Genomic DNA, 20,726 nt, shown 5'->3' with positions numbered 1-20,726 from the left:
GCTCGCCGGATGCGCGGCGGGCCCCTTGGTCAGAAGGAGTCGACGTCCTTGAGCAGTCCGTCCAGGCGGTCGGCCGGGGCGAGCAGGGGCAGGAGCCGGGCGCGCTCGCCCCAGGGGTCGGTGAACAGCCCCTCACTGAAGGTCCGCCGGCCCCACGCGTGGAGGATCCTGCTCAGGGCCCAGCTCCACGCCGGGTACCCGACCACCGGCCACGGGTCGGGCGGCGGCGGCGTGGGGGGCGGGTCCGCCGGGCCCCGGAGCCGGCTCGCCTGGCCGACCAGTCCGCTGTGCAGGACCCAGAGGGCGGGTATCTGGACGTTGACCGGCCGGGGGCCGCAGACCAGGGGCACCACGGCGCCCCGGATGTGGGGTTCCGTCGCTGCCGCGCGGATGAGGGGGCCGAAGGGTTCCTTGAGGCGGCGGATGGCCGAAGGCCCCTCCCGCGCGACGAGATCGAACTTGGTGAGGACGATGACCAGCGGGGTGATCCGCTTGTCCCGCTCCGCGAAGGCGCGCAGGACGGAGGTGACCATGTGGCGGATCTCCAGGCCCTGTTCCGGTCCCGGCGCGTGCAGCAGGCGCCAGGAGTCGGCGAACAGCAGGATGCCGTCCGCCTCCGTGAGGTCGCCGCGCAGCTCCCGCGCCTGGGCGCTGGTGGCGCCCTCCTGGGTGAGGACCTCACCCCGGTAGTCCCGCCACCGGAACGGCAGCACGTCGGCGCCCTGGTAGCGGAGGACGAGGTCGTGCACCTCGCGCTGGTGGGTGTTGCGCGGGTAGACCCCGGAGAGCACGCCGCCCCCGGCGGCGTGCAGCGCCTCGTGGACGCGCTGGTCGGCGGCGCGGCAGGAGAAGCCCGCGATCCCGTCACCGAGCCGCCGGTACATCAGCGATACGTACGTCGTCTTGCCCGCGTCGCTGCCGCCGAGCATCACCACGTCCATCCGCGCGTCCTCCCTCCGTGATCACCGGAACAGGTCCTCGTCCTCGGGAAAGGCGTACGGCGCTTCCCCGCCCTCAGCAGCCGGTGCCGGGGGCGCGTCGCGGGCCCGGACCGCGCCGAGGACCGCCGCGTTGACGGGGTCGGGGAGGAGGTCGGGCAGTCGGCCGCCCGCCGCCCGGGCCAGCAGCTCCACGAGCCGAGGCGTCCGCGCCGCACCGCCCGCCAGCAGCACCGCTTCCGGTGGTACGCCGGTGGCGAGCAGCTCCACCAGGGCATCGCCCGCCCAGGTCAGCGGCTCGTCGGCCGCCTCCTCGAACTCCGCTCTCCGCAGCAGGAGTTCGGTACCGAGACCGGGTACGACGAAGGGGACGCCGGTCGTCGCCGCCAGGGCCTCGCGCGCACCCGTCACGTCCTCGCGCAGCTGCGCCCGGGCCCGCAGGCCTTCCGGCCCCTCGGCGTTCAGCAGCCGCTCCCACCCCTCGGGCCCGGCCGTCCGGGCGCGGCCCTCCACCAGCCGGAAGAGCGCCTCGTCGAGATCCGCGCCGCCGCACGCCACCTCGTCCCCGGCTTCGTACGCGAACCGGTCCAGGTCGACCAGGGCGCATCGCAGCCCGGTGGCGCCCGCGTCGCAGACGGCCACCCGTGCACCCTCAGCCGTCCGACGGCGCGCGGCCCAGCCCGCCGCGACGGCCACCGGGGCCGGCAGCCAGGCGGGCTCCGGCAGCCCCGCGGCGACGGCGGCGCGCGCGAGCATGGCGCGTTCCGTCCCGCCCCAGCCGCTCGGCACGATCAGCGTCAGCGCGTCCGGCCGCGCCCGGCCGGACCCCGGTCCGGCGTCCCGGACCACCCGGGTGAGCAGGGCCGTCACCAGCTCCGCCGGGGCGGCCGGCTCTCCGCCCAGCAGCAGGCCGTCCTGGCCGGCCAGGGCGCGGGCGGGCATCGCCTCGGCCCGGTCGGGAGCGGTCCGGGCGAGCCGGACGGCCTCCGGTCCCGTCAGCAGCCGCCCGTCCAGATCCCGGTGGACCGTCGCCGGAAGCACCGGCAGCGTGCCGACCTCGCCGTGCCCGTCCCAGTAGGCCGCCTTGACGAAGGCCCCGCCGATGTCCACGGCCAGCCCCCACCCGTCCGTACGCCGCATCGCCCCCGCCTCCTTCGCCGCCGGCTGCCCGTGGCGGACGTCCCGCGACCCCCGCACGTTCTTGGACGACGCCGGTGAGGCATTCGTGTCGGCGCCACTCCCGCGCGTTCCGGACGGCCACCCCGCCGCATGGTGGGAAACGTTTGATTATTGGTTGTTCCTGAGCGATTCCGTTTGAGTATGCCTCGTGTTACGTTCCCCGTGCCCCAGCCCCAACTCCCCTCCGAGGGACCGGACATGGGCGTCCTCTTCCCCGCGTTTCCCCGCTCGTCCGACCCCTCACGTCCAACCCCGCACGGAATGCCGCACGCTGTCACGGCTCACTCCGCCGGGGCGTCGCGCCTCACTCCGCGCGCCGTCCTGCCTGGAGGAGATCGATGCGATGCATCGTGGCTTGTCTGGTGGCCCTGCTGGTGATGGCGGGAGGCCCGCTGTTCACCGGGACCGCCGCTGCCGCCGTCGTACCCAAACCGCCCCCGCTGACCACGCCGTGGACCGGTCAGGTGTCCCCCACCAACCCGCTGCCGGACTATCCGAGACCGCAGTTGACGCGGCAGGCCTGGCAGTCGCTCAACGGTGAGTGGGAGTTCCTCAACCCGCCGGTCGACGGCGCCGGGAACGTCAACCGGAACGCCGGGCCGGCTCCAACGAGCTGATCGTGCGCGTCTACGACCCGACCGACGGGCGCGGTGAGAAGCAGCCGGTCGGCAAGCAGACCAACAACCCGACCGGGATCTTCTATACGCCCAACTCCGGTATCTGGCAGACCGTCTGGCTGGAGCCGACCCCCTCCTCCTCCCTCTACTCCGTCGACATCCGGCCCGACCTGGCGACCAGCACCGCCCGGGTGCGGGTCTTCACCCGCGGCAACGTCAGCGGCCACACCGTCCGCGCCGAGGCGCTGTCCGGTGCCACCGTGGTCGGCGAGGCCACCGGCGGCTTCACCGAGTTCTCCGTACCCGTGCCGAACGCCCGGCACTGGTCGCCCGACGACCCGTTCCTGTACGACCTGCGGGTGACGCTGCGCAACGCCTCCGGCGCCGCCGTCGACAGCGTGACCAGCTACTTCGGGATGCGCGAGGTCGGCAAGAAGATGGTCGACGGGGTCCTGCGGCCCACGCTGAACGGCGAGTTCGTCTTCCAGATCGGCACGCTCGACCAGGGCTACTGGCCCGACGGCCTGTACACCGCGCCCACCGATGCGGCCCTCGCCTTCGACCTCCAGAAGCACAAGGAGCTCGGCTTCAACATGGTGCGCAAGCACATCAAGGTGGAGCCGGCCCGCTGGTACTACCACGCCGACCGACTCGGGCTGCTGGTGTGGCAGGACATCCCCTCCACTCCCGCCTTCGACCAGAACCGCACCCCGGCCCAGATCTCCCAACTGGAGACCGAGGCCCGCGAGATCATCGACGAGCACCGGTTCTCCCCGGCGGTCATCTCCTACGTCCCGTTCAACGAGGGCTGGGGCGAGTGGGACCTGAACGCCACCCGGCGCATCGCCGACGAGCTGAAGGCCTACGACCCGTCCCGGCTGATGAACGCCCACAGCGGCTACAACTGCTGTGTCTCCAAGGGCGATCCGGGCAACGGCGACATGCTCGACTGGCACGTCTACACCGGCCCGGACGCACCGCGCCCCACCGCCACCCGCTTCTCCGTACTCGGCGAGTTCGGCGGCGTCGGACTCCGTACGCCGGGTCATGAGTACAGCCCCGACAACAGGTTCTTCGCCTACGAACAGGTCTTCAGCAACGCCCAGCTCAACGACCGCTACACCGGCATGGTCCGCGATGTGCAGCAGCTGATGACCACCAAGGGCGTCTCGGCGTACGTCTACACGGAGATCACCGACGTCGAAGGCGAGTACAACGGGCTGCTCACCTACGACCGGCGCGTCCAGAAGGTCGACACCAACCAACTACGGGCGGCGCACGGGGCGTTGATCGGCGCCTCCCGCAACCTCAACGCCACGCCGCAGCACACCCTCGGCCACGTCCGTTCCTTCCGGGTCACCACACCCGGCTTCACCGACCGCTATCTGCGGCACGCCGACTCGGCGGCCCGTACCGACGTCCTCTCGCCCGCCTCCTCCGACACCGCCCGCCAGGACGCCTCGTACCGCACTGTTGCCGGTCTCGCCGACGCGCGCTGCGTCTCCTTCGAGTCGGTCAACCAGCCCGGTCGCTACCTGCGCCACGCGGGCAGCCGGGTGCGGGTCGACGCCGACACCGGCGGCCCGTTCGCAGCCGACGCCACGTGGTGCGCACGGGCCGGCCTCGCCGCCGGCGGCACCTCGTACGAGTCGTACAACTTCCGCGGCTCCTATCTGCGGCACCTTGCCGACAACGTGTACCTGGCCCGCAGCGGCGGCCCCAACTCCTGGGACAGCGCTGCCGGTTTCGCTGCCGACGCCACCTGGAACACCACCGAGCCGGCCCTGTGGCGCAGCTCCGTCGTGCTCCCGACCGACGTACGCCGCTCGCTGCGGGTCACCACGTGGGGCCACACCGACCGGTATCTGCGGCACGCCGACAGCCTCGCGTACACCGAGGTCGTGAGCGCGGGCAGCAGCGCCACACTCAAGCAGGACGCGACGTACACCGTGCGGCGCGGACTGGCCGACTCCTCCTGCTACTCGTTCGAGTCGGTGAACTTCCCCGGCCGGTTCCTGCGCCACGCCGCCGGCCGGGTACGCAACGCGCCGAACGAGAACACGGCGCTCTACCGCCAGGACGCCACCTTCTGCGCCCGGCCCGGGGTCGGCGGGACCGGCGTCACCTTCGAGTCGATCAACCTTCCGGGCTCGTACCTCCGCCACTTCGACTCGGCGGTGTACATCGCCTCCGGTACGGCGGGCGACGGCTTCAACCGGCCGCAGACCCTGACGGCGGACAGCAGCTGGACGCTCGCCGCTCCCTGGGCGCCCTGACCCGGTGACGATATGAGCCCCGCTGCCGCCGACACCGCTCCGCTCCCCGGGCCACTCGCGCGCGAGCGCCGTCCGCAGCACACTTGAGTCCGGCGCCGGTCCTCTGACGACCGGTGCCGGACGCCGCTGACGGAGGGGAACACACATGCGGGACAGCCATCGGGCGGAAGCGAAAAGGCTGTTGGTGCGGGCCGTGGAGGAGGAGGCGCGGCGCACGGGTGGCCGGACCGATTCCGGGGTGCTGATGGCGCGGGCCACGGCGGCGCTCGACACCATCGCGGCGGGAGCGCGCGAGGAGTACGCGGCGTACACGCAGGCGCTCGACGCGACGGCGGCCGGTGAGCGGCCGCTGGCGGAGCGGCTGACGAAGGAGACGCTCGGAACGCCGTTGCTGGTGACGGGAGTTGCCGCCGTCGCCGCGTTCGGCGCGGACCTGGCGTTCGGTACGGCCGCCGGTCCCGCGCTCGGCGCCGGCGCGGTCGTCGCGGTGGCCGGTGCCGCGACGACGGTGGCGAGGGCGACCGCCTCGCACTGGCCCGCCGCCCACCGCCGCGCCGGAGCGGCCGGACAGCCGGGCGGGGCCGAGCAGTTGCGGCTCCAGTGGCTGACGGCCCTGGAGGTACGGGGCATCCGCCCGTACCTCGACCAGCAGCGGATGCTGACCCCCGCCACCCGCGCCGCCAAGGCCCGGAAGGCCCCGGTGGTACGGCAGTTGCGTGGCGGAGACCGCAGCGCCGCCGCCCGTACCCGGGTCGTGCTGGAGCAGTCCTTCGGCCATCTGCCCAGTGCCGACGGGCCGTTCACCGGCCGCCGGGCCGAACTCGCGCAGATCGCCCAGTGGGTGCACGCCGCCCGCGCCTCCACCCGGACCCGGCCCACCGTCGTCGTGCTGCACGGCGATCCGGGCTCCGGCCGCACCGCGCTCGCGGTGCGGGCGGCGCACGCGCTCAAGGACCAGTTCCGCGGCGCCTGCGTGGTCGATCTGCGGGGCCAGGTCGACGGCGAGAGCCCGCTGCCGACCCGGGACGCGCTGCTCCACCTGCTCAACCGGCTCGGCGCACCGCGTGAGCAGCTCCTGTTCCGGGACGGCACCACACCGGGAGCCTCCGGCGCCACGCAGCCGTACGGGAGGTCCGCCGCCGAGCAGCACGTACGGCGCCTCGGCGAGCTGTACCACCAGCACCTGACCGGCACGCCGGTCACCATCGTGCTCGACGACGCGACCGACGCCGGACAGGTCCGCACCCTGATCCCGGAGCGCTCCGACAGCCTCGTCATCGTCACGGCCCGCGAGCCGCTGGAACTGCCGGAGGACCTTCCGGCCTGGGTCCACCACCTGCCGGTCGGCCCGCTGGACGCGGGAGGCGCCGAGGAGCTGCTGCGCGAGGTGGCCGGCGGCGAGGAGGCGGGGCCGTACGACTATCCGGCCACCGAGGCCGTCGTGGAGCTGTGCGGGGGGCTGCCGCTGGCGCTGCGGGTGGCCGCATCCGCGCTCGGAGCCCGTACCCGCAGCGCGCTCGCGGAGGACCTGCGCGCGTACGGTCCGGTCTCGCCGGTGGATCGGGCCCTCTGGCTGCGCTACACCGACCAGCGCGAGGCGGCCCGCCGGCTGCTGCGGCGGCTCGCGCTGGCGGGCCGGGCCAGCCTCGGCGCCGCTGCCGCCGCCGCACTGCTGGCCGCCGACGAGCAGGAGGCCGAGCGGCGGCTGGCCGAGCTGACCCGGGCCGGGCTGCTCACCCACGTACGCGGATCGCGCTACCGGCTCCACGACCTCGTCCGCAGCTTCGCGCTGGCCCGGCTGCTCGACGAGGAGGAGCCCGCCGAGCGCGCCGCCGCGCACGAGCGGCTGCTGACCAACTACGCGGAGCTGGCGAACGCCGTGATCCGCATGGTCGACGGGAAGATGTCGACGCGGGCCGGACAGTTCGGCGCGCACGGCTTCGGCTCGCTGGACTCGGCGCTGCGCTGGCTGGACGACGAGTCGAGCTTCATCACCTCCGCGCTGCGCCACAGTGAGGGCGTCGACCAGTCCACCGTGCTGAACCTGCTGGGCGCGCTCTGCGACTACTGCCTGCTGCGCGGCGACCTCTACCGCCTGGGCGAGATCAGCGAGCTGACCCGCTCCGTCGACCACGGGCTGCTGGAGCGGTCGGTGCAGTGGCGTACGGGCATCGCGGCCCGGCAGCTCGGTGAGCTGGACAAGGCCCGCACCACGCTCTCCTCGGTGGTCGGCCTCTACCGCGAGGCGCACAACGACGCGGGCGAGGCCCTCGCACTCTGCTCGCTCGGCATCACCCTGCACCACCAGGGCAACCTCACCGAGGCCGCCGCCCGGCTCGGCGAGGCGCTGGAGCTCCAGGCCTCCGACGCGCAGGCCGAGGACCGCGCCTGGACCCTGCACGCCCTGGCGGCGGTCGAGCGCGACCGGGGCAACCTGGCCCGCGCGCTGACGCTGCTGGACACCGCGCTCACGCTGCACCGCGAAGGCGAGTCGCTGCACGGGGAGGCGTGGACGCGCTTCCAGCTCGGCCAGGTCCGGCTGCGTACGGGAGAGGTCGCGGCCGCCGAGGAGGCCCTGTCCACCGCCCTGGAGCTGTACGGCCGCACCCGCGACGGCCGCGGCGAGGCCTGGGCCATCACCCAGCTCGCCCGCGCCCGGCTGCTGGACGGCGACCCGGGCGCAGCCCTGGAGCAGCTCCGCGACGCGCTGGCCCGCCACCGGGACAACGAGGACGCGCGCGGCGAGGCGTGGACGCTGTACTACCTGGGCCAGGCGCTGGAGGAGGACGGCGACGCGGTGGAGGCCGTACGGGAGCTGGAGCGGGCCCGGACGATGTTCTCCCGGATGCGGGACGTGTACGGGCTCGCCTGCGCCCGCCACCACTCGGGCCGGGTCACCCGCGACCAGCGGGCCGCGCAGACCGGGAACCTGCGCAACTCCGGCTTCGCCCGGCAGCTCCTGATGGACGCGCGGGCCGACTTCCGGCGGATCGGGGTCGCGCACGGCGAGGCGTGGGCGTGCCTAGAGCTGGCGCTGATCGACGCGGGCAACGGCCGGGCACCGCAGGCGCTGGAGCTGTGCGGCGAGGCGGTGGAGCTGTTCGCGTCGTACGGGGACGAGCGCGGGCGCGACTGGGCCCGGTTCCTGCGGTGCACGCTGCTGCCGTACGCCTCGCCGGGCGGCAGCGAGGTGGGCACGGTGGTGGCGCAGCAGGAGCTGGCGGAGCTGGCCGCCGAGCACCACCCGGCCCGGGACAGCGGGCTGGAGCGGTGCACGGAGGCCTTCGCGGTGGCCCTGGCGCGCGGCGTGGACCTGGAGGACGGCTGGCAGGCCTGGCGCCTGGGCCTGACCCCGACCCGCCACTCCCGAGAGGTGATGGGCGTCCCGGCCCCGACCAGCCCGTGACCGGTCACCCCAGCCCGCCCGGCGACCGACCCAGCCCGTCCGGCGTTTGAGGACGGAAGCCCGCGCCCCGGGGCCCCGGGCTACTTCTTGGCCGGAGCCCCGGGGGCGCCTTCGGCGGCCTCGGAGGCGGCCGGGTCCGGCGCCTCCTCGAAGTTCACCCGCCCCATGTGCCGGTTCATCGACTTCATCAGCTGCCACACGCCGACGGCGAGGGCCGCGAAGACGAGGAAGCCGAGAACGCCGGGGGTGACCTTGTTCTTGTCGAGCTCGGCGGCGAGCGGGACGACGTGCGTCAGTGCCTGGGTCGCGTACATATCAGGCATTGTCGCGGATGCCCGCGAAGAGGTCGCTCTCGGGGAGGGAAGTATCGACCAGAGACTTCGCCAGCTCGTACTCCTCGGTCGGCCAGACCTCCCGCTGGACCTCCATCGGAACCCGGAACCAGCCGCCCTCCGGATCGATCTGCGTGGCGTGCGCGATCAGCGCCTTGTCACGGATCTCGAAGAACTCGTCGCAGGGAACGTGCGTGGTCAGCGTGCGCTCGACCCGCTCGAACTCCTTCCACCGCTCCAGCCACTCCCCGTACGGCGACTCCAGGCCGCGCGCGAGCAGCGCCTCGTGCAGCGCGACGGTGCGCGGCCGGTTGAAGCCCTGGTTGTAGTAGAGCTTCTTCGGCTCCCAGACCGGCCCGAACTCGTCCTCCGGGAAGGCCTCCGCGTCGGCGGCGCCGTCGAACGCGATCATCGAGATCGTGTGCGTCATGATGTGGTCGGGGTGCGGGTAGCCGCCGTTCTCGTCGTACGTGGTGATGACCTGCGGCCGGAACGCGCGGATCTTCGCCACCAGCCGCCCGGCCGCGACCGTGGGGTCCTCCAGCGCGAAGCAGCCCTCGGGCAGCGGCGGCAGCGGGTCGCCCTCGGGGAGGCCGGAGTCGACGAAGCCGAGCCACTCCTGCTGGACGCCCAGGATCTCCCGGGCCTCGTCCATCTCCTTCTTGCGCACCTCGTGGATGTTCTTCTCGATGTACGCGTCACCCTGGAGCTTCGGGTTGAGGATGGAGCCGCGCTCGCCTCCCGTGCAGGTCACGACCAGCACGTCCACCCCCTCGGACACGTACTTGGCCATGGTGGCCGCGCCCTTGCTCGACTCGTCGTCGGGGTGGGCGTGAACGGCCATCAGTCGCAGCTGCTCAGTCAAAGCTCGATCCTCGGTGTCGTAGATCCTGCTGTGTCGGTGTCGGGGCGCGGTCGGGTGACGAACGGGCGACTTCTATAGTGACCGAACGGGAAGGTGGAAAATTCCTCGTTGCCCGGACCGGAGGGAAAGATCATGACGGCGGTTCGCGAAGCCACGCCCCAGGGGCGGTACGGCCGGAGCGACGATCAGCGCGCGGACCGCAAGCTGAAGATCATCGGTTCGGTGCTGGGCGTCGCGCTGCTCGGCCTGGTCGGCTGGATCGGCTGGGGATACATCACCGGCCAGGGCATCAACGCCGAGCTGATCAAGTTCGACATCGTCTCCGACACGCGGACCGAGGCCCACCTCGAAGTGCGCAAGGGCAGCGAGACCGACGGCTACTGCACCGTACGGGCGCTGAGCAAGGACGGCAGCGAGGTCGGCCGCAAGGAGACCCGCTTCGCCCCGGGCGCGAGCCGGATCGACGAGCTGGTGGTGATGAAGACCCGGGCCCGGGCCACCGCCGTCGAGCTCACGGGCTGCACGGCCGGCGACTCTCCCACCGGCTGACGTCTTTCCGCGTCTCTCCGCCTCCGCACCCACTCCGACCTGCGCTCCTACGGCGCCGACGCGGCCCACCCGGACGTGTGACGGTTTACCTTCTCCCCCTTTTCCTGGGGAATTGTTAGGCTCGTGGTTTCGCCCACCCGAAGAAGCACATGCTTCCGGGTAGGGCGATGCTTTGTATTCCCAGTACCGACGAGGAGCACCTGTGACCCAGACCAGCGAAAACGTCACCTGGCTCACGCAGGAGGCGTACAACCAGCTCAAGGCCGAGCTGGAGCACCTGTCTGGTCCCGCGCGCACGGAGATCGCCGTCAAGATCGCGGCGGCCCGTGAGGAGGGTGACCTCCGGGAGAACGGCGGGTACCACGCGGCCAAGGAGGAGCAGGGCAAGATGGAGCTGCGCGTGCGCCAGCTCACCCAGCTCCTGGAGCACGCGAAGGTCGGCGAGGCGCCGGCCGACGACGGCGTGGTCGAGCCCGGCATGGTCGTGACGATCGCCTTCGACGGCGACGAGGACGACACGACGACGTTCCTGCTCGCCTCCCGCGAGTACGCCAGCGGGGACATCGAGACGTACTCCCCGCAGTCCCCGCTCGGTATCGGCGTGAACGGCAAGCGGACCGGCGACGACGCGGAGTACGAGCTGCCGAACGGCAGGACGGCCACGGTGAAGATCCTGGCGGCGAAGCCGTACACGGGCTGACGCCCGGCCCACCACGACGGAGCGACATACAAGAGCCCCGGCCTTCTCGATGAAGGCCGGGGCTCTTGTGGTGTCGTCGGTGCCTCAGGCGGTCGCCGAGCGGTACTTGCGGACCGCGAGCGTCCGGAAGACCACGATGATCAGGATCGACCAGATGACCGAGGCGAGGATGGGATGCTCCATCGGCCAGGCGCCGGTGACGGACTTCGGCATGCCCGGCATCGTGTTGCCGAAGAGCTCGCGGGCGCCCGCCACCGTGGCGCTGAACGGGTTCCACTCGGCGACGTGCTGGAGGAACGTCGGCATGCCGGTGACCGGCACGAAGGCGTTCGAGATGAACGTCAGCGGGAAGAGCCAGATCAGCCCGCCCGAGGTGGCCGCCTCCGGAGTACGTACGGAGAGCCCGATCAGCGCGCCGATCCAGGAGAACGCGTAGCCGAGCAGGAGCAGCAGCAGGAAGCCGCAGAGCACCTTGCCGAGGTTCTCGTGGGTCCGCCAGCCGACGAGCAGCGCGACGCCCGCGAGGACGACGAGCGTGAGCGTGGTCTGGACGAGGTCGGCGAGGGTCCGTCCGGTGAGGACGGCGCCCCGGGCCATCGGCAGCGACCGGAAGCGGTCGATGAGCCCCTTGTGCATGTCGTCGGCGATACCAGCTCCAGCGCCCGCGGTGGCGAAGGTGACGGTCTGGGCGAAGATGCCCGCCATCAGGAATTCCTTGTAGAGCTGCGGGTCGGTGGAGCCGCCGATGCTGATGGAGCCGCCGAAGACGTAGGTGAACAGCACCACGAACATAACGGGCTGAATAAGCCCGAAAATGACCATTTCCGGAATCCTGGTCATCCTGATCAGGTTCCGCTTGGCGACGACGAGTGAGTCCTTGACCGACTGGACCATGCCGCCGGAGGGTCGGGGGGTCAGGGCGGGGGCGTCCTTGGTGGTGGTGGTGCTCACCGGGTCTCCTCCTTCTCATCGTGCTCGTCCGCCTCGGCCGCGTGGCCGGTGAGCGAGAGGAAGACGTCGTCCAGGGTCGGGCGGCGCAGCGCGATGTCGTCGATCTCCACGCCGCCGGCGTCCAGCTCGCGGATGATCTCGGCGAGCAGCTTGGCCCCGCCGCTCACCGGGACGGTCAGCTTGCGGGAGAGCCGTACGACGGTGACCTCTCCCTTGCCGAGGGTGGCCAGCACGGACCGGGCGCGATCGATCTCGTCCGGGCGGTGCACGACGACCTCGACGCGCTCGCCGCCGGTGCGGGCCTTGAGCTCGTCGGAGGTGCCGCGGGCGATGACCTTGCCGTGGTCGATGACGCAGATGTCGTTGGCGAGGCGGTCGGCCTCCTCCAGGTACTGCGTGGTCAGCAGCAGCGTCGTACCGCCGGCCACCAGGTCCTCGATGACGTCCCACAGCTGCTGCCGGTTGCGCGGGTCGAGCCCGGTCGTCGGCTCGTCCATGAACATCACGGGCGGCGAGACGACCAGGGCGGCCGCGAGGTCGAGGCGGCGGCGCATCCCGCCGGAGTACGTCTTGGCCGTACGGTCCGCGGCGTCGGCGAGGTTGAACCGGTCCAGCAGGACACCGGCCCGGGCCTTCGCGTCGCGGGCGCTCATCTGGTAGAGCTGCCCGACCATCTGGAGGTTCTCGCGGCCGGTCAGATACTCGTCGACCGCGGCGAACTGCCCGGAGAGCCCGATCGAGCGGCGTACCTCGTTGGGCTTCTTCAGTACGTCGATCCCGGCCACGAAAGCGCTGCCGCTGTCGGGCTGCAGGAGGGTGGTGAGGACCCGGACGGCGGTCGTCTTGCCCGCGCCGTTGGGTCCGAGCAGCCCGAGGACGGTGCCCTCGGGCACATTGAGGTCGACTCCGTCCAAGGCTCGTACGTCGCCGAAGGTCTTGACCAGACCTTCGGCATGGATGGCTCCTGGCATAGAGGGACTCCCCCGTCGCTCGCTCGCGGTATGTGCTCGGTACGTGTGTTTCCGGTACGTGCGTTCTCGGTACGCCGTTCCGGGAGCGATCCTAGGATTCGCGGGGCCTCACCGCGCGGTGAATAACGCGTTTCGGCCATCCGGCAGGAACCGGACGGTCAGCCGATGACCCGGTATCCCTCCGCGCGCAGCGCCGCCTCGACCTCTTCGCAGTGGCGGGGGCCCTTGGTCTCCAGGTGGAGGTCGACCTCCACCTCGGTCAGGCCGAGGCGCGGGTCGGTGCGCACATGGCCGATATCGAGCACATTGGCGTCGGCGACGGTCAGGGTGGCCAGCAGGGTGGCCAGCGCGCCGGGCCGGTCGGTGAGCCGCAGCCGCAGGCTGAGGTAGCGGCCGGCGGCGGACATGCCGTGGCGCAGGACGCGCTGCATCAGCAGCGGGTCCACGTTGCCGCCGGAGAGCACCGCCACCACCGGGCCGCGGAACGCCTCCGGGTCGCTGAGCAGCGCGGCCACCGGGCTCGCCCCGGCCGGCTCCACCACCAGCTTGGCCCGCTCCAGGCAGAGCAGCAGCGCGCTGGAGAGCTCGTCCTCGGTGACGGTGCGGACCTCGTCGACCAGCTCCTCGATGAACGTGAACGGGACGTCGCCGGGGCGGCCGACCTTGATGCCGTCGGCCATGGTGGCCGGGTTGTCCAGGGAGACCGGGTGGCCGGCGGCGAGCGAGGGCGGATAGGCGGCGGCGCCCTCGGCCTGCACGCCGACGATCCGGATGTCCGGGCGCAGCGCCTTCACCGCGACGGCGATCCCGGCCGCGAGGCCTCCGCCGCCGATGCCGACGACGATGGTGCGGACCTCCGGGCACTGCTCCAGGATCTCCAGGCCGACCGTGCCCTGGCCCGCGATGATGTCCGGGTGGTCGAAGGGGTGGATGAAGACCGCGCCGGTCTCTTCCGCGTACCGCTGCGCGGCGGCCAGCGTCTCGTCGACGACCTGGCCGTGCAGCCGCACCTCGGCGCCGTAACTCTGGGTGGCGGCGACCTTCGGGAGCGGTGCGCCGACGGGCATGAAGACGGTGGAGCGGACGCCGAGGAGCGAGGAGGCGAGCGCGACGCCCTGGGCGTGGTTCCCGGCGCTGGCGGCGACGACCCCGGCGGCCCGCTCCACCGGGGTGAGGCCGGAGATGCGGACGTACGCGCCGCGCAGTTTGAAGGATCCGGTGCGCTGGAGGTTCTCGCACTTGAGGTGGACCGGGGCGCCGACCAGCTCGCTCAGGTGCCGGCTGCCCTCCAGGGCGGTCACTCTGGCCACCCCGGACAGCATTTTCTGCGCGCCCCGGACATCGTCGAGGATCAGGGCCGGGTGCCGGGAGGTCGCGCGGAACATCATGTCCGCAAGTCTTGCAGCTCCGGGCGGTCGCGGCAGACTTGTCTCATGGCGGCCTGCGGTGGTGTCCGCAGGTTTGTGCGGCACTGGTACGCGTTGCCCCGGGGCCGCGTACTCTGTCCCCCACCCATCCGACACCGCACGAAGAGAGCTTCCAGCCATGCCCCCTCAGGACATGACGACTGCTGCGTCTCCTTCCGGGGGCGCCGCCCCCGAACACCCGGGTCCCGACCGCCTGCTGGACTCCCTCCAGCACCAGGTGGCGGTCTTCGCCCGCCGTGCCGAGCAGACCCGCCTCGGCGGTGTCGGCCAGGTCCGCAACTCGATGGACCGGGCGGCGTACCTGCTGCTCAACCGCCTGGACAAGGAAGGCCCGATGGGCGTCAAGGCGTTGGCGGCCGGGATGGGGATCGACTCCTCGACCGTGACCCGGCAGGTCGCGCCGCTCGTCGACACCGGGCTGGTCAAGCGCACGTCGCACCCGGAGGACGGCCGGGCCGTCGTCCTCCAGCTCTCGCCGCGCGGCCAGGCCCGCCTGGAGGAGGTCCGCGCCTCACGGCGTGAGCTGATGTCCCAGGTGACGGACGGCTGGACGCAGGAGGAGCGGGACACCTTCTGTGCGCTGCTCACCCGGTTCAACGGTTCGCTGGCCGCCCGCCAGGCCGCGCACCAGCCGCCGCAGAGCGACTGAGCCCTCATCCGTACGCCTCTCCTCGGGCCCCTGTCCCCCGCCGGGCGGCAGGGGCCTTGCCGTACGCTTCGCAAAGACTTGCCAGAGGGATACTTTTTATCTTTGAGGGGCGTGGACGATGGCCAAGCAGGACAGCAGGAGCGATCTGGCGGGACTCCTGTCCGCCGACCGCGAGCGGGTCGAGAGAGAGTGGATCGACGGCGTCGCGGGTTCGCTCAAGGGCCGCATCAGCAAGGCCGAGGTCGACCGGGAGCTGCGTGAGCTGTACGCGGCGCTCGCGGACGCGTTCGCCACGGGCGGCGAGGACGCGCGCGGCGACAACTTCTCCGAGCCCCGGGCGCTGCTGACCGAACTGTCGCGCAACCGGGCCCGGCAGGGTTTCACACCCAGCGAGACGGCGATCAGCGTGCTGGCGCTCAAGCGGGCGTTCGAACCGGCACTGGCGGACGGATCCGCCCAGGACACCGCCGGGTACCTGCGGCTGAGCCGCGTCCTCGACGACCTGGCCCTCTTCACCATCGAGACGTACACCCGCACCCGCGAGGAGATCATCAGCTCGCAGGGGGCCCAGCTCATGGAGCTGTCGACGCCCGTGGTGAAGCTCTGGGACGGCGTCATCGCCGTGCCGCTGGTGGGCACCCTGGACTCGGCCCGCACCCAGGTCGTGATGGAGAAGCTCCTCCAGGCGCTGGTGGACACCGGCTCCGAGCAGGCCATCATCGACATCACCGGCGTCCCCGCCGTCGACACGCAGGTCGCGCAGCACCTGCTCAAGACGGTCGTCGCGGCCCGGCTGATGGGCGCGGAGTGCACGGTCTCCGGTATCCGTCCGCAGATCGCGCAGACCATCGTGGCCCTGGGCATCGAGTTCGGTGACATCGTCACCAAGGCGAGCCTCGCCGACGCCCTCCAGCACGCGCTGAAGAAGTCCGGCGTCGAACTCGTCGCGCGCCAGGGCGGCGGACGATGACCGAGCGGGTTCCGGTCCTGCGGATCGGCGACATCCTCCTCGTCTCGATCCAGGTGGACCTGGAGGACCAGACGGTGCTGGACCTCCAGGAGGACCTGGCCGGGCAGATCGTCGCGCGGGCGGCCCGCGGGGTCGTCATCGACATCACCGCAGTCGAGATCGTCGACTCGTTCGTCGGCCGCATGCTGGCCACGATCGCCTCCATATCCCGGCTCCTCGACGCCGAGACGGTGGTCGTGGGCATGCGGCCCGCCGTGGCCATCACCCTCGTCGAGCTGGGACTGTCGCTCGGCGGCGTCCGTACCGCACTCGACCTGGAGAAGGGACTCGCGCTGCTGCGCCGGTCTGCGACCGGTGCGGAACTGCTGTGACCGTGCCCTGGGCGGTGGAGGCACCACCGCAGACGCAGCCGATCACGCAGAACGACGACGTCGTCCGCTCCCGCCAGCAGGTCCGCACGTTCGCGCAGGCGTGCCGGCTCTCCCTGGTCGACCAGACGAAGTTCATCACCGCCGCCAGCGAACTCGCCCGCAACACCCTGGTGTACGGCGGCGGCGGCGAGATGCGGGCCGGACCGGTGGAACGGAACGGGCAGCGCGGGGTAGGGGCCGTCTTCGAGGACTCCGGGCCCGGCATTCCCGACACCGAACTGGCCCTCACCGACGGCTGGACCTCCGGCGGCGGGCTCGGCCTCGGGCTGAGCGGGGCGCGGCGGCTGGTCGACGAGTTCTTCCTCGACACCGAGGTGGGCCGCGGCACCATCGTCACCATCATCAAGTGGGCGCGATGACGGCGTTGGGCGTGCTGGACCACGAGGACGTGGAGTGGTTCCGCGCCGCCGCCGAGATGCCCTCGGCGGCTCGCGGTGCCGCCGCCACCCTGGCCCGGCGCATCGGCATGGACGCCTACCGGTCCTCCGAGGTCGCCCTCGCGGTCACCGAGGCCGCGACCAACCTGGAGCGCCACGCGAGCGACGGCGCGCTGCTGCTCCGCGTCCTGCGCACCCCGGAGCAGGCAGGCGTCGAGTTCGTCACCGTGGACACCGGCCCCGGCATGGCCGATGTGGAGGCGGCGCTCGCAGACGGCGAGTCCTCCGCCGGGACGCTGGGCATCGGGCTCGGCGCGGTGGCCCGGCTCGCCGACGCCTTCGACATCCACTCCCTGCCGGGCCGGGGCACCGTCATGGCCGCGCAGTTCTGGGCGCGCGAGGCGGGAGCGGCGCCCACCGGCGGTGTGCCGTCGGTCGCCTCGGGGCTGACCCGGCCCATCAGCGGGGAGACGAGCTGCGGCGACGCCTGGGCCGTACGCGTGGACGTAGGCGGTACGGAGGGGTCCCGCCCGTCCGCCGGCGGCTCCGCGCCCTCCGCGGAGCCGGCCATCCTGGCCATGCTCTGCGACGGGCTGGGCCACGGACCGCTCGCCGCGCTCGCCTCCGAGGCGGCGGTGACGGCGTTCCGGCGGAGCACCGCCCGCCACCCGGAGGGCCTGCTGCGCGACATCCACGCGGCGCTGCGCGGCACCCGGGGCGGCGCGGTGGCGGTGGCCCGGATCGAGCCGGGCCGTGGGCGGCTCCTCTACTGCGGCATCGGCAACGTCAGCGGCGTCCTGCTCGGCCCCGAATCCCGCAACGGCCTGCTCTCGGCGCCGGGCATCGTCGGGCAGCAGATGCGGAGCCTGCGCACCTTCGAGCTGCCGCTGAAGCCGGGCGGCGCGCTGGTCATGCACTCCGACGGGCTGACCGAGCGGTGGAAGGCCGACGACCTGCCCGGTCTGCTCCGGCACACCCCGGCCGTGATGGCGGGCCAGCTGCTGCGCGAGGCCGGGGTCCGCCGCGACGACGCGGGGATCCTGGTCGTCAAGGGGGCCTGGTGAGCGGGGGCGCACCGGACCCGGACACCCTCGCGGCGTACGAACTCACCACCGCGCAGGACGTCTTCGCCCTGCGCCGCACCGGTCAGAGCGCGGCGGCGGCGCTGGGCATGGACCGCCAGGACCAGGTGCGCATCGCCACCGCGCTGAGCGAGCTGGGCCGCGACCGGCTCGGCTGCATGGGCCTGACCGTGTCCTTCGCCGTGCCGGCGGGCCGGGAGGCGGTGCTGTCGGTCGTCTTCGCGTGGACGGGCGGTACGAAGGCGGATCCCGATCTCGAACCGGCCGCCCGGCTCCTGCACCGCGTCCGCCACGAGCCCGCCGCTCCCGGCGGGCGGATCGTCGCCGAGCACCCGCTGCCCGCGAGCTGGGCGGACGGCCCGGACGCGCGGCGCGGGGTGCGGGAGGCGCTGAGCCGGCACGCCTCGCCGACCCTCGCCGACGACCTGCGCTCCCAGACCCGCGACCTGATCGCCACCCTGGAGGAGACCCGGGCCCAGCGCGAGGAGATGCGCCGGCTCAACGAGGAGCTGGAGGAGACCAACCGCGGCGTCCTGGCCCTCTACACCGAGCTGTCGCAGGAGCTGGAGGAGACGAACAGCGGGGTCGTGGCCCTCCACGCCGAGCTGGAGGAGAAGTCCGCGCGGCTGCGCGAGACCAACGAGGCCAAGACGCGGTTCTGGCGGAACATCAGCCATGAGCTGCGCACCCCGGTGAACGCGGTGGTGGCCCTCACCCGGCTGCTTCTGGCCCCCGGCTCCGCCCCGCTCACCGACGAGCAGCGCCGGCAGCTCTCCCTCATCGACGCCTCCGGGCAGTCCCTGCTCTCGCTGGTCGGCGATCTGCTGGACGTGGCGAAGGCGGAGGCGGGCCAGCTGGAGATCACCGCGGCGCCGACCGATCTGCGGGCGCTGCTGGCCCAGCTGGGTGCCGTGATGCGCGGTACGGGGGCGCCCGGCGTCGCCCTGCTGATGCCCGAGCCCGCCGCCTTCCCGGTGGCGGTCACCGACGAGGCCCTGCTGACGCGGATCCTGCGCAACCTGCTCTCCAACGCCCTGAAGTTCACCGAGCGGGGCGAGGTCCGGCTGGAGTTCCGGGTGGACCCGCCGTGGATGGCCTTCACCGTCACCGATACCGGGGTCGGTATCCCGGAGGACGAACTGGCCCGGGTGTTCGAGGAGTTCTACCAGGTACGCGGACCGCTCCAGCGGGTCCACCGGGGCACCGGCCTCGGACTCCCGTACGCCCGGACCCTCACCGAACTCCTCGGCGGCACCCTCCGGTTGTCGAGCACCCCCGGAGCGGGTACCCGGGTGGAGGTCGAGCTGCCCTTCGTGCCCGCACCCCTGCCGTCCGCACCCGCCCCGGAGACCGACCCGTGACCGAGACCGCCCGCGTCGACAGTGCGCCAGGAACCGTCCTGGTGATCGACGACGACGAGACCAACCGCTACATCCTCACGAGCTGGCTCACCCGGGCCGGGCACACGGTCGTCGGCGCGGCCGACGGCACCGAGGGGCTGGCCCTGCTCGCGTCGGCCGGCTGCCCGCTGCCGGAAGCGGCCGTCATCGACGTACAGCTGCCGGACATGAGCGGCTTCGAGGTCTGCGAGCGGATCAAGGCCGACGCGCGCACCGCCTATCTGCCGGTCATCCACGTCTCGGCCGTCGCCGTCAACGCGGAGGACCACACGGAGGGGCTCAGCCGGGGCGCGGACGCCTATCTGGACCAGCCCATCGACCCGGACGAGTTCCTGGCCACCGTGACGGCCGCGCTGCGGTACGCGCGGGCCCGGCGCCGGGCGGAGCTGCTGACCCTGCGGCTGGCCGCGCTGAACCGGGCGACCCTGGACGTCTACCGGGCCGTCGGCTTCCACTCCTTCAGCGCCGCGGCGACCGGTGGCGCCGCGAGCCTGATGTCCGCGCCGGCCACCGCGGTCTTCCTGAGCCCGCAGGGACAGCCGGTGCACAGCCACGCCGCAGGACCTGACGCGGTCCCGCTCTCCGGGCCGGCGGGCGCCGAGCTGCTGGACCGGCTGGCCGCCTTCTCGCTCGGCGGCGACCCCGGCATCGAGGTCACGGCGATACCGCACAGCCGCTGGAAGGCGCTGCTGCCGCTCGACCCGATCGACGGGGACGTCGTGCTGGTGGTGGCCCGGACCAAGCGCGACCGGCCGCCCGTCTGCGTCGCCGTACCCGCCGGCGCGGCCCGCACCACCGACGAGCGCGAACTCCTCCAGCAGCTCGTCAACGCCTGCGCGCTGGCCCTGGAGGCGCTGCGCACCTTCAACGAGGAGCACGCCCTCGCACTCGCGCTCCAGCGCACCTTCCTGCCGGACCGGCTGCCGTCCGTGCCGGGCGTCTCGCTCGCCGTGCGCTACCTCCCGGCCTCCGACCACGCGGAGATCGGCGGCGACTTCTACGAGGCCCTGGAGACGCCGGACGGGCTGCTTCTGGCCATCGGGGACGTGGCCGGGCACTCGCTGGTGGCCGCGACGGTCATGGGCGAGATCCGGCACGCGCTGCGCGCCTACGCCCTGGAGGGCCACCCGCCGCACCACGTCCTGGAGCGGCTCGACGCCCTCCTCGCCCACACCCGGCCCGGTCTCACCGTGACGCTCTGCCTCGTCCTGGTCGACCCGGACGGCAGCCGGATCCACGTCGCCAACGCCGGTCACATCCCGCCCCTGCTGCTCGCCCCCGACGGCGCCGCCGCCTACCTCCACGAGCACGGCCCGCTGCTGGGCCTCCGCCTGCCGCACCCGCCGGCCCGCGTCCACCAGGTCGCGCCGGGCACCCGGGTCCTGCTGATCACCGACGGCCTGGTGGAGGTGCGCACCCAGGATCTCGACGACAGCCTGGCGGCGTTCCGCTCCGCGACGCTGGAGGGCCCACGGGAGCTGGAGGCCCTCTGCGACGCCCTCCTCGGCGCGTTCGGCGCGGACAAGGACGACGACATCGCGCTGCTCGCCCTCCAGCTGGACGACGCCCCGGACCCGTCACGTCGGCCCTCTTGACCGCACCCGGG

Annotated in this window: 19 protein-coding genes; 12 read left to right on the top strand and 7 right to left on the bottom strand. The window is 72.6% G+C overall.

What is annotated here, in order from left to right; all coding sequences use genetic code 11:
* Positions 1 to 29: 29 nt before the first annotated feature.
* Both ACQP09_RS23140 and ACQP09_RS23135 read right to left on the bottom strand, forming a co-directional pair.
* Positions 30 to 941, bottom strand: a complete 912-nt coding sequence (locus ACQP09_RS23140) for a TRAFAC clade GTPase domain-containing protein (RefSeq protein WP_433402537.1) — start codon at positions 939 to 941, stop codon at positions 30 to 32.
* Between the two features lie 21 nt (positions 942 to 962).
* The gene (locus tag ACQP09_RS23135) at positions 963 to 2,078 is read right to left on the bottom strand and encodes a hypothetical protein (RefSeq protein ID WP_433402534.1); all 1,116 of its coding nucleotides are present in this window, start codon (positions 2,076 to 2,078) and stop codon (positions 963 to 965) included.
* Between the two features lie 389 nt (positions 2,079 to 2,467).
* Between ACQP09_RS23135 and ACQP09_RS23130 the strand changes: the two genes are divergently transcribed.
* The 3 genes from ACQP09_RS23130 (at position 2,468) to ACQP09_RS23120 (ending at position 8,416) form a co-directional block, all read left to right on the top strand.
* On the top strand, positions 2,468 to 2,734 hold the full coding sequence (locus tag ACQP09_RS23130) for a hypothetical protein (protein WP_433402532.1): 267 nt from the start codon (positions 2,468 to 2,470) through the stop codon (positions 2,732 to 2,734).
* Positions 2,735 to 2,736: 2 nt separating this feature from the next.
* Positions 2,737 to 5,010, top strand: a complete 2,274-nt coding sequence (locus ACQP09_RS23125; protein WP_433402529.1) for an AbfB domain-containing protein — start codon at positions 2,737 to 2,739, stop codon at positions 5,008 to 5,010.
* Positions 5,011 to 5,155: 145 nt separating this feature from the next.
* Positions 5,156 to 8,416 carry a tetratricopeptide repeat protein gene (locus ACQP09_RS23120; RefSeq protein ID WP_433402526.1) on the top strand — a complete coding sequence of 1,087 codons (3,261 nt, stop codon included), beginning with the start codon at positions 5,156 to 5,158 and terminating at the stop codon, positions 8,414 to 8,416.
* Between the two features lie 80 nt (positions 8,417 to 8,496).
* Here the strand turns inward: ACQP09_RS23120 and ACQP09_RS23115 are convergent, their stop codons facing one another.
* Together ACQP09_RS23115 and mca are read right to left on the bottom strand one after the other, a co-directional pair.
* Positions 8,497 to 8,730 (bottom strand): hypothetical protein, encoded by a 234-nt coding sequence (locus tag ACQP09_RS23115; RefSeq protein WP_433402523.1) that lies wholly within the window; start codon positions 8,728 to 8,730, stop codon positions 8,497 to 8,499.
* Position 8,731: 1 nt separating this feature from the next.
* A complete protein-coding gene (gene mca, locus ACQP09_RS23110; RefSeq protein WP_404060533.1) occupies positions 8,732 to 9,613 on the bottom strand; it encodes a mycothiol conjugate amidase Mca in 882 nt (293 codons plus the stop codon).
* A 132-nt stretch (positions 9,614 to 9,745) separates the two neighbouring features.
* Here mca and ACQP09_RS23105 point away from each other — a divergent pair, with 132 nt between their 5' ends.
* Positions 9,746 to 10,162, top strand: a complete 417-nt coding sequence (locus tag ACQP09_RS23105; RefSeq protein ID WP_433402520.1) for a DUF4307 domain-containing protein — start codon at positions 9,746 to 9,748, stop codon at positions 10,160 to 10,162.
* A gap of 202 nt (positions 10,163 to 10,364) precedes the next feature.
* Positions 10,365 to 10,862 carry a transcription elongation factor GreA gene (gene greA, locus ACQP09_RS23100; RefSeq protein WP_433402518.1) on the top strand — a complete coding sequence of 166 codons (498 nt, stop codon included), beginning with the start codon at positions 10,365 to 10,367 and terminating at the stop codon, positions 10,860 to 10,862.
* An 84-nt stretch (positions 10,863 to 10,946) separates the two neighbouring features.
* Here the strand turns inward: greA and ACQP09_RS23095 are convergent, their stop codons facing one another.
* The 3 genes from ACQP09_RS23095 to ilvA form a co-directional block, all read right to left on the bottom strand.
* Positions 10,947 to 11,756, bottom strand: coding sequence for an ABC transporter permease (locus ACQP09_RS23095; protein ID WP_433406730.1), 810 nt, complete (start codon positions 11,754 to 11,756; stop codon positions 10,947 to 10,949).
* Positions 11,757 to 11,809: 53 nt separating this feature from the next.
* Positions 11,810 to 12,784 carry an ATP-binding cassette domain-containing protein gene (locus ACQP09_RS23090; RefSeq protein WP_433402515.1) on the bottom strand — a complete coding sequence of 325 codons (975 nt, stop codon included), beginning with the start codon at positions 12,782 to 12,784 and terminating at the stop codon, positions 11,810 to 11,812.
* A 158-nt stretch (positions 12,785 to 12,942) separates the two neighbouring features.
* Positions 12,943 to 14,172 carry a threonine ammonia-lyase gene (ilvA, locus tag ACQP09_RS23085; RefSeq protein ID WP_404060541.1) on the bottom strand — a complete coding sequence of 410 codons (1,230 nt, stop codon included), beginning with the start codon at positions 14,170 to 14,172 and terminating at the stop codon, positions 12,943 to 12,945.
* A gap of 157 nt (positions 14,173 to 14,329) precedes the next feature.
* On the opposite strand from ilvA, the gene ACQP09_RS23080 reads away from it, so the two are divergent.
* The 7 genes from ACQP09_RS23080 (at position 14,330) to ACQP09_RS23050 (ending at position 20,715) form a co-directional block, all read left to right on the top strand.
* Positions 14,330 to 14,860, top strand: coding sequence for a MarR family winged helix-turn-helix transcriptional regulator (locus ACQP09_RS23080; RefSeq protein WP_404060544.1), 531 nt, complete (start codon positions 14,330 to 14,332; stop codon positions 14,858 to 14,860).
* Between the two features lie 118 nt (positions 14,861 to 14,978).
* On the top strand, positions 14,979 to 15,830 hold the full coding sequence (locus ACQP09_RS23075) for an STAS domain-containing protein (protein ID WP_433402511.1): 852 nt from the start codon (positions 14,979 to 14,981) through the stop codon (positions 15,828 to 15,830).
* Positions 15,827 to 16,201 carry an STAS domain-containing protein gene (locus ACQP09_RS23070; RefSeq protein ID WP_433402509.1) on the top strand — a complete coding sequence of 125 codons (375 nt, stop codon included), beginning with the start codon at positions 15,827 to 15,829 and terminating at the stop codon, positions 16,199 to 16,201. The genes ACQP09_RS23075 and ACQP09_RS23070 overlap by 4 nt, the downstream gene beginning before the upstream one ends.
* Positions 16,198 to 16,620 (top strand): ATP-binding protein, encoded by a 423-nt coding sequence (locus ACQP09_RS23065; protein WP_433402506.1) that lies wholly within the window; start codon positions 16,198 to 16,200, stop codon positions 16,618 to 16,620. The genes ACQP09_RS23070 and ACQP09_RS23065 overlap by 4 nt, the downstream gene beginning before the upstream one ends.
* Complete coding sequence (locus tag ACQP09_RS23060; RefSeq protein WP_433406729.1) at positions 16,617 to 17,702, top strand: ATP-binding SpoIIE family protein phosphatase; 1,086 nt, start codon at positions 16,617 to 16,619, stop codon at positions 17,700 to 17,702. Before ACQP09_RS23065 ends, ACQP09_RS23060 begins: the two co-directional genes overlap by 4 nt.
* Positions 17,699 to 19,081 (top strand): sensor histidine kinase, encoded by a 1,383-nt coding sequence (locus ACQP09_RS23055; RefSeq protein WP_433402504.1) that lies wholly within the window; start codon positions 17,699 to 17,701, stop codon positions 19,079 to 19,081. Before ACQP09_RS23060 ends, ACQP09_RS23055 begins: the two co-directional genes overlap by 4 nt.
* On the top strand, positions 19,078 to 20,715 hold the full coding sequence (locus ACQP09_RS23050) for a SpoIIE family protein phosphatase (protein WP_433402501.1): 1,638 nt from the start codon (positions 19,078 to 19,080) through the stop codon (positions 20,713 to 20,715). The genes ACQP09_RS23055 and ACQP09_RS23050 overlap by 4 nt, the downstream gene beginning before the upstream one ends.
* Positions 20,716 to 20,726: the final 11 nt, after the last annotated feature.

This window comes from Streptomyces sp. CA-146814, assembly GCF_050942385.1.
Classification (GTDB): domain Bacteria; phylum Actinomycetota; class Actinomycetes; order Streptomycetales; family Streptomycetaceae; genus Streptomyces.
The sequence above is the reverse complement of the archived record's forward strand: the minus strand, read 5'-3'. Positions and strand labels throughout refer to the sequence as shown.